6 protein-coding genes and 1 pseudogene are annotated in these 14,069 nt (G+C 55.5%); 2 read left to right on the top strand and 5 right to left on the bottom strand.

Annotation, left to right across the window (positions count from 1 at the left end):
* The first annotated feature begins 47 nt into the window (after positions 1-47).
* Both BM413_RS24800 and BM413_RS24810 read left to right on the top strand, forming a co-directional pair.
* Positions 48-764: a thermonuclease family protein gene (locus BM413_RS24800; protein WP_210188969.1), complete on the top strand. Its 717-nt coding sequence runs from the start codon at positions 48-50 to the stop codon at positions 762-764.
* A 641-nt stretch (positions 765-1,405) separates the two neighbouring features.
* Entirely contained in the window at positions 1,406-6,907 is a 5,502-nt protein-coding gene (locus BM413_RS24810; protein WP_091917542.1) for a DUF3320 domain-containing protein, read from the top strand.
* 61 nt (positions 6,908-6,968) lie between these two features.
* Here BM413_RS24810 and BM413_RS24815 read toward each other — a convergent pair whose 3' ends face one another.
* The 5 genes and pseudogenes from BM413_RS24815 to BM413_RS32710 form a co-directional block, all read right to left on the bottom strand.
* Positions 6,969-10,379, bottom strand: a complete 3,411-nt coding sequence (locus BM413_RS24815; RefSeq protein ID WP_091917529.1) for a TM0106 family RecB-like putative nuclease — start codon at positions 10,377-10,379, stop codon at positions 6,969-6,971.
* A gap of 191 nt (positions 10,380-10,570) precedes the next feature.
* Complete coding sequence (locus tag BM413_RS24820; RefSeq protein ID WP_210188970.1) at positions 10,571-11,083, bottom strand: BRCT domain-containing protein; 513 nt, start codon at positions 11,081-11,083, stop codon at positions 10,571-10,573.
* Positions 11,084-11,642: 559 nt separating this feature from the next.
* Positions 11,643-12,731: a HigA family addiction module antitoxin gene (locus BM413_RS24825; protein ID WP_091917530.1), complete on the bottom strand. Its 1,089-nt coding sequence runs from the start codon at positions 12,729-12,731 to the stop codon at positions 11,643-11,645.
* The gene (locus tag BM413_RS24830) at positions 12,731-13,066 is read right to left on the bottom strand and encodes a type II toxin-antitoxin system RelE/ParE family toxin (protein WP_091917531.1); all 336 of its coding nucleotides are present in this window, start codon (positions 13,064-13,066) and stop codon (positions 12,731-12,733) included. Before BM413_RS24830 ends, BM413_RS24825 begins: the two co-directional genes overlap by 1 nt.
* Before the next feature lie 924 nt (positions 13,067-13,990).
* A pseudogene (locus BM413_RS32710) lies at positions 13,991-14,069 on the bottom strand (IS5/IS1182 family transposase); the annotation flags it as partial.

Consider the following 14,069-nt stretch of genomic DNA (forward strand, 5'->3'; position numbering starts at 1 on the left):
TATCGACGAGACCAATGCGATCTCAACCGCACTATCGATCGCAACGAATGCAGTTTTCATTCTGGCGATTGATCGCGGCGTTGATTGCTGTGCTTTTCTTTTGCCCTGACCCCGGTGCGGCAGAAGGCAGGAACAATGCTGTCGGCCGCGCGTCGGTTGTTGATGGTGACACCATCGAAATCCATGGTGAGCGCATTCGTTTCAACGGTATCGACGCTCCTGAGGCATCCCAAATCTGTATCGACGGCAAGGGCCAGAAGTACCGATGTGGAGCAAGGGCAGCAGAGGCGCTCGCCGAATTCCTCTCATTGTCGTCACCGACCCATTGTGAATTCGTGGAACGGGACCGCTACGGCCGCTTTGTAGGAAATTGTCTCCGGGCAGACGGCACGAGCATCCAAGAATGGCTGGTCATTAACGGTTACGCATTGGACTGGCCACGCTACAGCGCCGGAGCTTATGCAGGTCAGCAGAAAATCGCAAAATCGAAAAGGCTGGGAATGTGGGAGGGCACGTTTCAAACTCCCTGGGAGTGGAGAGCGCAAAAGCGTAGCCAAGCGGAACCGATCGCACCCATCTTGGCCGAAGCACCCCGCAATGCCTGCGATATCAAAGGAAACATCAACGCCAAGGGCGATCGCATCTACCATATGCCTGGGCAGGAGCATTACACCCGAACCAAGGTTTCCGAAAAAGACGGGGAGCGGTGGTTTTGTTCGGAAATGGAAGCGCAGGCCGCAGGTTGGCGGGCGGCGAAACGCTGAAGCGCTATTCTAATAACTTGCTGTGGGATTCAAAAGTGGGGGTTTCAATGAGATCGGTTCTAACACTGCTAGCCATCTTCGCCTTTACGTCATCCGCGTTGGCACACGGCGGCGGTTGTCGGAAAAGCTCGCCGCCGGGTCAATGCTGCCATATGGATAACAGTTCCGGCACAGTTCACTGTCACTGAATGGGTGTAATGGCCACCATCTCGCGCGGCTATTTCGTTGCCGCCGCGCTGAACTTGTTCGGCTTGGCCGAATGATGGGGCACCGTCTTTGATGGTGAGATGTAGCTAGGCTGACCACATGGAGCGATGGTTTGTCGTAGGGCACTTGTCGATATGACACTTATGTTCTTGCTCTCGTATTGCTTGTCGTTGTGATCGCAGGGTTCATTGGTGAGCGATTCTTCTTTTGCGGTAATTCGCGGATTCGATACGAATCCAGAAACGTAGTCTGAAAAATACAAGACGTGCTTGCCATTTCGTAGGTCGATTCCGAAAAAATGCAGCGTTAGGTAGTAAATGTCGCAAAATTGCGTTTAATTCTTTGCTTCATGATCGAGGGGAACTTGTTTGGAAGCCGATTCATCTATTTTTCAAAGTAGCCTGCCAATCGAGACGAAGCTTGAGCGGGCCCGAATGGAACTTCTGGACCTTTCGGCAAGAAATCGCCTTCTCAACGTTCCGCGATTTTCCAAGAGCGCTAAGACAATCGACATAGTTGACGAGAAATCTTCGGAGATCTATCGGCTATTGGTCTACGAGCAGAAGGCCTTCACCTTCCTGGCAGGCAGGCCGGATCAAACAAAGGGCGACGAAGCTACGTCGGACGAGGATCTGCCACCCGTCTACCTCGCTCTTCCGGAAGACACTGAGGAGGACGAGCGCGGCATATTGCGACGTCATGCCGATACGAAGTTCCAAACCCGGATGACCCCGAGTGGCCTACAAAAGCGGCTGCTTGACCTTTATTACGACGCGCGCACACTTGAAGAGGAGCAGGGCGTCAACATCTTGTTCCTGGCGTTGGGAACGCTCAAATGGATTGATCCTAACAACAAGGAGAATGTCCGCTACGCGCCTCTGATCCTGGTCCCAGTCATGCTCGAGCGTGGAACGGCAGGCGACAAGTTCCGCCTGCGCGCGCGTTCGGAGGATCAGACAGCTAATCTCTCGCTCGAAGCCTATCTGGACAGGGTGCACGCGCTCAAGCTTCCCGCTTTCGAGGACAGTGAGGATTTTGATCCCACGACATACTTCTCCGCCGTAGCGGACGCGGTGTCCATGAAACCCGACTGGGCAGTCAACGCGGATGATATCGTTCTTGGGTTTTTCTCGTTCGCGAAATTCCTGATGTACCGGGACCTCGATCCTGAGAACTGGCCTCAGGACACTCGCATTACCGAGCAGCAGACAATTCGATCGCTTCTTTCGGATGGGTTCGAAAATCAGGATTCCTTGCTACCTGACGACCTGTCTATTGATGTACATATTCCACCCTCAGAAATGCTCCACATCGTCGATAGCGACAGTTCGCAGACGCTTGCGGTGCATGACGTTCGCCAAGGCCGAAACCTCGTCATCCAGGGGCCCCCAGGAACCGGTAAATCGCAAACGATTGCGAACGTCATTGCTTCTGCTGTAGCTGACGGAAAGACGGTTTTGTTCGTTGCGGAGAAAATGGCGGCTCTAGACGTCGTTAAACGCAGGCTTGACCAAGCTGGCGTCGGCGATGCGTGCCTCGAGTTGCACAGCAACAAGACCAATAAACGGGCCTTGCTCGAAGAACTTAGGAGGACTTGGGAACTCGGCTCCCCACGCGGAGAATTCCCAACATCACTTACCGCGAAGCTGCTCGAAACCAGGGATGTTCTTAATGATCATGCCGACCGGATGCATGAGGCACATTCTCCGTCAGAGTTGACGCCATACCAGGTCTTTGGACAGCTGTCCCGCTTGCGTCAACAAGGCCAGCAGCCCGTCGAACTTCGCTTGGAAAAACCTGCCTCGTGGAGTCCAGACGGATTGGAGATGCGTCGACGGCTGCTGTCAGAGGTAGTTCAGCGTATCGAGGACATTGGACTGCCCATTCGACATCCTTGGAACGGTGTCGGCCTAGATGTGGTGCTGCCAACCACAATTGAGCGTCTTGTGCCGAAAATCGCCGAACTGCGTACTCGCACCGAGGCATTGAAAACTGAACTGCTTGAGCTTGCGAGAACGCTTGGGATAGAACAGGTACCAACCACGCCTTCTGACTCCCACGCCATTCTCATGGTCGCCGATCTGGTCTCACAGGCACCTGACTTCGAACCGTCCGCGCTTTCTTCGAACGTCTGGAACACGGATAGTGAGCGAATAGCGTCTACGCTGGAGGCAGGTTCAGCATTTTCAGATCTTAATTCTGAGCTCGATCCGTTCATCACCGAGAGCGCGCTGACGACATCGTTGGAGAGCGTAGGAAAACTGCTGGCACGCCTTCCGTCTTCTATGTCGTCAGAAGCATTTGACGCGGCCCGTGAACTGGCAACGCTCCTTCCTGCGTTGAAATTGGAAGCAGAGCGGCTCCGGGCAGAGCTTGGTTCAAACGCGAGTAGCGGAACCCTCTTCGATCTGGAGCGCCTTACTGCCACCGGAGAGCGTGTCGGAAGCGCACCCGATGCCAGTCCTGAAGCTTTTGCCGCCACTGTGTGGGACTCTGGTGTGGAGCAGGCTGGCGATCTGGCTGAAGCAGTCGCGGTCCTGGAAGAAGCGCGGGCGAATATCGGAGATCGACTTTCTGATGTTGCTTGGACGACGGACGTTGCCTCGACGAGGCAAGCACTCGCGACCCACACGGGTGTCTTCAAATCCCTTAGTGGAGAGTATCGTCGGGCAAGGGCGCTGGGACGATCACTAATAAAGGATCAAAACATCGCCGGAACCGCCGCCGTCGAGCTGCTCGACCAGCTCATGAAAGGACAGGCGGCTGCCAGAAGGATCAAGGAAGGTGACGCCTTTGGACGATCGGCATTTGGTGCCGACTGGAGAGGCGAACGGTCGGTGTCGGCCCCGCTGCTGGCGCTGGTGGAGTGGATGAGAACTCTGCGAGGGCTGGGTGCCGAACCGCGTTTGATCGCTGGGCGCTTGGCTGAGCGGGGTGAGGTGAGTGCACGTGCGCGACGTGTGCGGGAACTACTAGAACGGGTTCGTCCTGCTGCATCCCGTCTTTGGGACCAACTGGGCACCACTGCGGGGGCATCGGTTGACGAAACGGCATCTGCGGACAGAGCTGCACTCACCCGTGTGGAGGCCTTCGCCAATGCCCTGGCGAACGTTGATGCGCTTTGTTCGAAAGTCATGCGTTCGGTACCTGCCGTTCTGCCGGAGCGGTTGGAACTCGTCCATCGCATCGAGGCTATGCAGGCACTGGCCCTCAAGGTCGCCGAGGGCGACGCAATCGCGCATGAGGCGTTTGGCAGCCAATGGAAAAAGACCAAGTCGGATTGGCCTACTTTGGCCAAAGGCGCGGCCTGGATCACCGCCAATGGCAGACTCCGGCGCGTAGTTGCAGTCCTGCCAGACCGCGGAGCCGTGGTACGGCAAGCGCATAGCGCGCATACTGATGCGGCCGGGCTATCCAATCCTTTCGACGAAATCTCGTCGACGCTCAAGACCGATGCTATGTCGCTCTTCGGTATCGCCGCTTTCGAGCAAGTGCCGATGGATGATGCGATACGGACATTCGCTGGCTGGCTATCAAATACCGAGCAGCTTTCGAAATGGGTTGCCTATCGTGAGCGTGCCGACAAAGCTCGATCTGAAGGCATGTCAGAGTTCATCGACAGCCTTTCTGATGGACGATTGGCAACCGGTGCCGCAAGCCGATCCTTCGAGATCGCCTATCATGAGGCGATGCTCGACGAAATGGCATCGAAGCAACCTGAACTGGCAAGATTTGACGGCACTCTTCATGGTCGGATGGTCAGAGAGTTTGCGAATCTTGACCGTGAGCGCATCAGAGCGGCGAGTCTGGAGGTCGTGCGCGCGCATCATCGCAGGATTCCTTCCCGTGATGGCGGCGTAGGCCCGGTGGGTATCCTCAAAGGAGAAATGGCTAGAAGGCGAGGGCATATGCCCATCAGATCGCTCTTCCAGAAGGCGGGTCCCGCCATCCAGGCACTCAAGCCCGTGATGATGATGAGCCCGCTGTCCGTAGCGCAATTTCTGACGCCCGGACGAATGAACTTTGATCTGCTTGTTATGGATGAGGCCAGCCAAATCCAGCCTGTCGATGCGCTTGGAGCGATCGCGCGCACCAAACAGGTGGTTGTCGTCGGCGACGAACGCCAGCTGCCACCGACCAAGTTCTTCGCGAAGATGACAGGCAGCCAGGAAGACGACGATGAAGCAGAGGGAGCCCAGGTTACGGACATCGAAAGCATCCTCGGCCTGTTCACGGCTCGTGGGCTGCCTCAGCGAATGCTGCGCTGGCATTATCGCAGCCGGCACCAGTCCCTCATAGCGGTCTCGAATGCTCAGTTTTACGAGAACAGGCTGTTTATCGTGCCCAGCCCCTACACCCAGGAGGCAGGCATGGGACTCCGGTTCCATCATGTCCCGGACGGTGTTTTCGACAGCGGGGGGACATCGACGAACGCGGTCGAGGCTAGGACCGTAGCAGAAGCCATTCTGCGGCATGCCAAGACATACCCAGGGATGTCTCTCGGGGTTGCGACGTTCTCTGTCTCGCAGCGCCGGGCGATCCAAGACGAGGTTGAAATCCTCCGAAGGCTCAATCCGGATACCGAGGAGTTTTTCCACGCTCATCCCAGCGAGCCATTTTTCATCAAGAACCTCGAGAACGTCCAGGGCGACGAGCGCGACGTGATAATGATCTCGGTCGGTTATGCGAAGAACGCCCAGGGCTATATGGCAATGCGTTTTGGCCCCTTGGGAGCGGAGGGCGGTGAGCGGCGTCTCAACGTGCTTATTAGCCGAGCTAAGCGCCGCTGCGAGGTATTCGCATCGATCACCGACGAGGATATCGATACCGAGCGCGGTAAGGGAAAAGGTATTTTTGCCTTCAAGCTGTTCCTGCACTACGCGCGCACCGGGCGGCTTTCGGCTCCCAAAATCAGCGGACGAGAGCTCGACAGTGCCTTCGAGGAGCAGGTCGCGACTGCGTTGCAGGACCGAGGGTACCAAGTCCATCCGCAAGTCGGGATTGCCGGCTTCTTTATTGATCTTGCAATTGCCGATCCAGAGAGACCTGGGCGTTATCTCATCGGCCTCGAATGCGACGGTGCCTCATACCATTCCGCGAGATCAGCTCGTGACCGTGACAGGCTCAGGCAGGCCGTTCTCGAAGATCACGGCTGGATCATCCACCGGATATGGAGCGCAGACTGGTTCCAACGCCCAAAGGAGCAGCTTGAACTGACAATTTCTGCCATTGAGGCCGCAAAAGCGGAACTTGATGAGCGGATGGAACTCAGCCATTTGAGAAACAAGGCTGTTCCCGTCGAAATCGTTACCTTTGACCGCGGAGATGTGACCGAGGTCGGCCTCTTTGATGTTGCAGATGACGGATTGTCTGGACAAACCTACGTCGAGGCGACCTTATCCCGTTCTGGTATGTATGAACTACATGAGACGCCGATCGGGGTAATGGCCGGGCTGGTAGCCCAGGTTGTCAGTGTCGAGTCCCCCATACACCGCGGCGAGGTCGTCGCGCGACTGCGCGACGCGTGGGGTTTGCAACGAGCTGGCGACCGCATCAATACAGCCGTAGATGCGGGGATTCGATTTGCAGTCCAAGAAGGCCGTGTTCGCAGATCGGGAGAGTTCTTACTCTTGCCTGACAGCGAGATGGAGCTGCGCGACCGCCGTGATGTCTCGTCGACGGGACTGCGTAAACCGGAAATGATTGCGCCGGAGGAACTTGCCGCAGGAGTCTTGCGGGTCGTGGAATCAAATCTCGGTGCAAGCGACGAAGAGGTCGTGCTCACCATTGCAAGACTGCTGGGATTCAAATCCACCAGCGCTCAACTGAGAGCGGCCATTTTAGGTACTATCGGCCCGCTTGTAGACACGGGGAAGCTTGAGCGCCGCGACGGAATGTTGGTTAAGGCGAGGGTGGAAGCTGTTGCCAATGGATAACAGCTTTGTCGCTCTAGCCATTCCAATGTCGGTCGAGGCAACTAAGTAGAATACCGCAACTTTATAGCGCGATCGTCTCCGACATTTCCAGATAGCGGCAAAATGCGTTAGCCAATTGCATTTGCCGGGGAGTCTTGCACTCTGCTTCGAATAACTGAGGTGAAGCGACCAAGATCGCCATGCACTTGGCTCGCGAAATTGCGACGTTTAATCGGTTCGAGCTATACAGAAACTCCATTCCGCGCGGCGCATCCGCATAACTCGAAGTGGCCATTGAATAGATAGCGATCGGCGCTTCTTGGCCCTGGAACTTGTCCACCGTACCAACATGTGCATCGGGAATACGCTGTTGAATCTCGAAAACCTGCGCGTTGTAGGGTGCAATGATGGTAATGTCTTTCATTGTGAGCTGGCGGACGACGCCTTCGCGATCGGTCCACTGCGTCTGTGAATTCAGTAATTGATCGACAATCCACGTCACCGCTTCAGCTTCCTCGATCGAACTCGATTGGTTGCCGGAATGCAGTACCGGCACATAGCGCAGGCCAGTGCCAGAAAACGGCCCTATCGAGGTGGTTGATTGGCGGCTGCAATTGGGCTGAGACGCCAACTTACTCTCATAGAACAGTTCGGAATTAAAAGCTGTGATGGACGGATGGAGCCGCCAGGTCTGTTCGAGAAACAATCCTTGGTCAGGTGCGATTGTCTGCTTGCCGTTCAATATATGGTCGAGGGCAGAGACTCCGACGCCATCCGGATGAGAGCCTTGCGTCGGCTGATCGAGCTGCTGCGGATCACCCAGCATCACCAACTGCTGTGCGGCTTGGGAGACGGCCAGCACATTGGCCAATGACATTTGTGCGGCCTCATCCACGAACAATACGTCCACGGCCTCTGCCGCATCTTCCCGGGCCCAGAAAAATGCGGTACCGCCCAGCAACTGAACGTCGCCCGATGTAATCGCGGTGATCGCCTTGGTGTTGTCAGTAATTACCCGGACATGCTCGCCATCTTCCTCCTTCGATGAGAGTTTTTGTCCGGCTCTTATGACTTGCCCCGCTTTGCGTCCCTCTTCGACGACCTTGTCGATCAGATTGCGAATTACCTTGTGACTGTTGGCAGTAATACCTACGCGCTTACCTTCCGCTAGTAACCGACAGATCATGTGAGCGCCGGTGAAGGATTTACCAGTTCCAGGTGGTCCTTGTATCGGCAACACGCCGCCCTCAAGCGCTGAAGCAATTCGAAGCGCGTTCTCCAGCGTCGTCTCGCCCCCTTTATGCAATGGAATGCCCCCGAGACGAGGCGGATACCGCAGTAGGAGATCACGTGCGGCCTGGTAGGGACCTTCGCCGGCTACACCATGTTCGGCCACGTATGTTCCGAGACGCAACAGTGAGGCCTGCTGTTCCTTGCTGGGAATATGAGTGTGTTCAAAGACCCCTTGCGGATGAAGATCGGAAGACTTGCCGTTCTTCTTAACGTTGATGGTGCGATTATCTTGCGAAATGGCCAGTACCTGGCCAAAATTTTCCCCGCCTTCAGCGCGTAAATCGTCCCCAGCGCGGATTTCCGTGTCCTGCGGCGCAAAGCGATAACGATCAGTCGGAATGCCTCTAGCGCTTCGTTCGATCGTCTCGACAAATTGAAGGTCGCTGAGACCCGACTTTTCATCCAGAAGTTCATCGGACGTCAATTCAGCTAACCGGAAATATTCCCACCAGACCGCTTTATCTTCGCGCCGATGCCAGTCGAGCGAATACGCCAGAATCCAGCGCGCCTGGTGCTCTGACGTGCGTTCCTTCAGATCAATGGGTACATCGCGCGTCAACTGATTGATAAGCTCGGTAACGCGAGTTTCGTGTTCTGCAATTTCGTCGGTCGGTCCCTCTTGCCCTTGGGGCGGGCGGTCGATAGCCAAACCTTTGGCTATTTCGTTAACGCGAATTGTCTCAAGCCAGTCGCGCAGCGCTTCGGTCGAGCGGCAATCGTCGTCGTTATAAGCGGCCACTGTCGCTTTCGCGTCTTCTGAAATAGACGGCGCATCATCCAGTTCAAGACCTGCCTGGAGTGAAGCTAAAGCGATGTTGGCCTCCTTCAGAGGAACGGACCGCTCAAACATATAGAACGGCTCTAGCTTCTTGATTGAGTAACTTTCGACACTGGCGCGGAGCGCATTTCTGACCACGCCGTAAAGATCCACCATTGTTTTTCCGCGCAGGAGACTATCGACCTCAGTCTGTCGCGAGGCATATCGACCCATCAGACGTTTAAGCGCTGCGGGCTCATAGGGCGCATAATGGTAGATGTGCATATCCGGGAACCGCGCGCGACGGGCCGTCACGAAATCCATGAAGGTTTCAAAAAGGACTTTTTCTGCGGGGCGGTCGAATGCCCATCTCGACTCAAGACAGTCCACGCCGCGATCGTCCAAGTAGCGATAGCCAAACAGATATTCGAGACCGCCTTCGCCGATGAACGGATCACCCTCGATGTCGAAAAATACATCGCCGGGAGACGGAGCGGGCAGCAGGCATAGGCCGCTTCCCGACTTAATGCCAAGGACTTCATAGAGGAGCCCTCCCGCTTGGCGGGCCTCGACCTGAATCCGCGCCTGCTTACGTGCCTTGGCATAGCTCGCGGGCGCGCCGCGCTGTGGTTTCCAGGGTAGGGGCAGTGGAATCTCCGCCAAGGCTTTCGCCGTCATGATCCCGTTTGCCTGAAATTCGGTGATCTGCGTTTTACTGATGTTCGCGACTAGGCAGAGATGATCATCGGCGCGTCGCCGTATATCGCATTGGGCTTCCCACCGGCACACATCGCAATGGTCCTTGGGGTCGGGGTAGGTAGTTATCAGATACCTCGACGATGTCGCCTCTTCCGCAGACCGGCGCGCCTTGCGCAAGAATGCGGCATAGTCGGCCACGCGAAATCGCTGCGGAACAAAATCTGACCAAGGTGCTACCACATAGACGTAGGTAGGTAGGGTACCCTGCATTGCCGCCAGAAGCTCAGCATACAGGCACAGCTGCATTACCGTGCCACCTCTAGTCTCCCGGGCGAGCTTCGTGTCAATCACTTCGTAAGACCAGGCACCAAGTGCACTGGCCTGCTCGACACGTCGTAGTACGTCTGCGCGGCCAACCCAGCACCCATGACGCAGGGCGGCTTGGACAATAATCGGCTGCCCTGCTTGCATCGCCTCAAGGGTGCGCGAGACAGTTTGGTCACTCACTTCAACGCCATCGATCAGGGTTGGCGCGAAACCGTTTTCTCTCAAATGTTCGAGAAATGCCTGTTCATGCCTGCGGCCGCGTTCGCGCAAAATTTCTAGAAGTGGATCATCCCAACGTATAGGGCCTGCTAGGAGACCATCAGCAACCTGGAGATCAAGGACAGTCAAATGATTACAGGATAGATGACCCACCAAATCATGGGCACTTAGTTGAATATTTCTGTCAACACGCTGCATGTCGCGATCGGTTGTCTATACTGATCCAAAGAACCTATCTGCGAGATCTGCAGAACATGGGATATGTGACAGAGCGCCTTTCGGTTTGCGGATCGGAGTCAAAGGTAGCTTGCCCAGTGCTCTTCAGAAATGATCGAGATAGGTACGCCGTCGCTCCGCCATTCGCAGGCTTTTATTATCTTGTTCCCGAATTAAGAGTGTTTCCATGAGTCCGTTGCGTAAGCGCCGATGACGAGAAACTCAGTTTTCTGGCTAAGACCTCCGGATAAACCGCCTCGATCTCGCACGGCTTCTTCACAATGTTTTCGCTGGCCGTAGTTGAAAGTTCCGGTAAAGCAATACAGCCGACCGTTGAACACTGGGCTTGGTGCCGGGTTGCAGAGCGGTAGCGTCGTAGATTTCAGAACTTCGCCCAACTCGAAATCATGGCTGGAAAAACTATTCAGCGTATCGATGAGTTCGGTATGTTCGTCCTCATCGACAACGCCGTCATTCAGAATTTGGTTGATCCGATGATACAGAGTATGAATGATCGGTTGTTCGCTAATCTCCAAATTTGCGGCCAGCCATTTTTGCAAAAACTCTACTTCGGCCTGATTGAGCCTACCGTCAGCCGCAAGGCCTCGGGCTAATCCGATCAATTCATCGATCTGTCGCGATGAAATACGGTCGCCGCCGACGCGGTTGTAGAACCTTTCGTCCATTAGGAACCCCTCCCAAGTTACCCGCCGGATACAATCGCGTAGAAGGGACAGGGATGCAAGGGATGACCTTCGCGGCGCGTGGAAGAGCACCAAAACTTGTATGCGTTACCATATTCCGGTGCCCGGCCGTGGCCAACCGGCGATGAAAACGCCGCTTTGGAAGATTGAAAATCCGGGCTTGGAGACGGTACACTTGGGGGGGCAAACCCGCGGTGAATCCTTACGTAGCCTTTGCAATTGCAAGGGTTACGAATACCGTGAAGGAGGCGAAGGCCAAACGAGAAGCCAAGCAGATGCCCGAGAGCAGTTCTGAGACTCGCGCTCCTAAGGAGCCGATAATTTTTTGAATCCGTCAGGAGCCTACATGCTTCCATATCGAGCTCCATCGCAGCGCTGAAATCTGCAAAGCCCGATCACCACAGTGAACTGTCAATTCGAGGTATCCGCGTCCACCAAAGCTCGGTGGTTCGTTGGTGCTGGATGCAAAGCCAGACCCTTAGAAAGCACTATTTTGACAACCTTTGGCCTGTTTGTCTGTTAATTCCAGCAGGCTTTGATTTCAGGCACGCCATTCGTAGCGCTGCTTCAGCTTGTTCAGCACCGTTTTGTAGCTGAGCAACTGTTCGTGCTGAAGGCGGCCAACCACGATCCCCGAGGAGATGCCGCATTCGACGGAAAACGTTCGGATGGAAGCCTCATCGAATTGCCGCTTGGCGACAAATGACTTCCATATGGCCTTCGGAATGAGGTTCGACGCTGCGAATTCATTCGCCTCCGCTTCCCTGGGATCGTCCACCCCCCCCTTGTCGTCATCGATGAAAAGTCCTTTCTTGCCGTGTAGCAGGATATGCCCTGCCTCATGGAAGAATGTGAACCAGAGGTGATCGTCAGACTTGTGCCGAAGGCTCAACTGGATGATAGGGGTGTCTCCCGCCCATCTGGCAGCGCCGCTGAGCCTGGTTCCCGGCAATTCCGGTGTGAACACGAGGGCAACGCCTGCGTCGGCGCACAGCTGGCTTAGACGGGTCTGAATTTCCTCGGGACCTGATAGGGTCAGCGATCTGGCCTGTTTCAGGCAACCCTTGAATTTCTGGGGATCGTACTCCGAGCACGCGATATCTGCGGCGATGCGTTCTCCCCAGTGAAGCCATGCCAAGACAGCTTCCGGATGGCCGACGAACGACTGAGATCGCCGGAAGGCGACTGCAGCCTGTCGGCTGGCGATCATGCCGTCGACAGTTTCGACCGACGCTGCGCCGAAGAAATCCAAGATGCAACGGACTGTTTCCGCGGGGCTCTTTGGAACGTCGAACATCCGGTACCGGACCATATCCCTGACCGGAAATTTCTCCGCCCAGGAGGCCTGCCGAGCAAACCTTTCCTCCTCTTCTCGCTCTGCCAATCTTAGGCGGTAATTGCTCTCGAGATTCACCCAGACCTGCGGCTCCATGTCGAGAACCCTGCCGAAATGCAGCGCTGTTTCCTCGCTTAGCGGGGCTTTTCCAGAGATGATCTCGCTGACGAACTTAGGCGTTCGGCCGCATCGTTCGGCGAACGCTTGTTTGGTAATCCCGCGTTCGTCTAGAATTTCGTCCAGGATCGCGCCCGGAGAAACGATATAGTCCGGTTTCTTGGTCGCGGTTGCCATCAGTGATAATCTCCTACGTAAACGATCTTTACTCTTGTGACCTTCTTGAGGTCGACGCCGCCGTTCTCCAGTATTGGCACCGGATCGTGATCCGGTACCAGACAGATGCAGACGCCGTTCCTTACGGCCACTGACCATTGGCCTTTTCGGTCGCCTTCCAGAAGGTGACGACGGAATGGCTTTTCGGTCGGCACGTCTGCGAGGGAGGGCGCAGCTTCAAGGAACGCATATCGATTCTGAAATGCGCTGCCGACATCTTTTCCGAACTCTTTCACCAAAGCCTTGCCGTTTAGACACAGTTTTTCCAGCTTCGTAGTCAAAAAGTCGATCAGCATCAGAAAACCCTTAACCCATTAGGTAAAGAAAAATCAGCGCGGGTCAAGGGGAGGACGGCCGCGCCAGCGAAAGTAAATTATGGTGGCAGGCGAATCGGAGAAATGGCAAGTCCGGAAGAGCGGGTTTGTTAACGTCTTTGGGATTGTCGCCTTGTAGTTCGCTACGGAACAGTAAGGCACCCAGCTTCATGGAAGTGCCGCTGCAGTGGCTGTCAGGCTGTTGCTCCGCCAGCCAAGATTGGGACTCGTCCAAATAATCAAGCAGGGAACCCGCTGGTTTTTTTGATGGCTGGCTTCCATCACTTTGCAGGGCTAGGTTTGGCGATAAATTTCGATTTGGAAGGGGTCCAAAATGAAGTTTCCGGTAGAAACACAAAACGGTCCGCCATAGAGGCGGACCGTTGGGTATTTTGAGGCAACTTTTGGGTATTTGTTACCAAACTATGCGTTTGGCGACACCATATCTGTTCAGGACCTATCTCCGCTCCCCGTCGTTGTTCCGCAGGTTGTGCATTCCTTGCAAGTACCTGTTTTTACTACCTCCGGCGCAGAACTTTGGCTCCTTAGCACAGAACTTTCAGTCTCCGACCAGCTATTTTGGCCGATCGAACGCTAGCAAGCGCCCGCCAAGCTATGGCAGATAGCGCTGCCGCCAAGCGGTACCAGAGAAGCCCGACTGGCGGCGGTGTCGACTCCGTGAAGCCGCCTTCCAACTAAACCTTCTCCTATTGGTTCATCGTTTCAACCCCAACGCTGCAGAAATATTTCTTCCGATCGTCTCGGAACTGCGATTCACGGGGCCGGTAAGACCATTCGGCGGGATGCAACGCCACGCCCACCGCCGTAGGGCCGGTACTCCGCGATCCAGGATTTATAGCCGGACGGCATCACCCTCAGTCCGAAGCCCTTAGGGTTCAGACTCAATCATAGCCAGAACGCGACGAGGGTAGCCAAGGCGACCGCAGATAAGAAGTTTCTGGCAAGCTTGTCGTAACGCGTTGCG

The organism is Mesorhizobium sp. YR577 (assembly GCF_900116595.1).
In the GTDB taxonomy this organism is placed as follows: domain Bacteria; phylum Pseudomonadota; class Alphaproteobacteria; order Rhizobiales; family Rhizobiaceae; genus Mesorhizobium_M.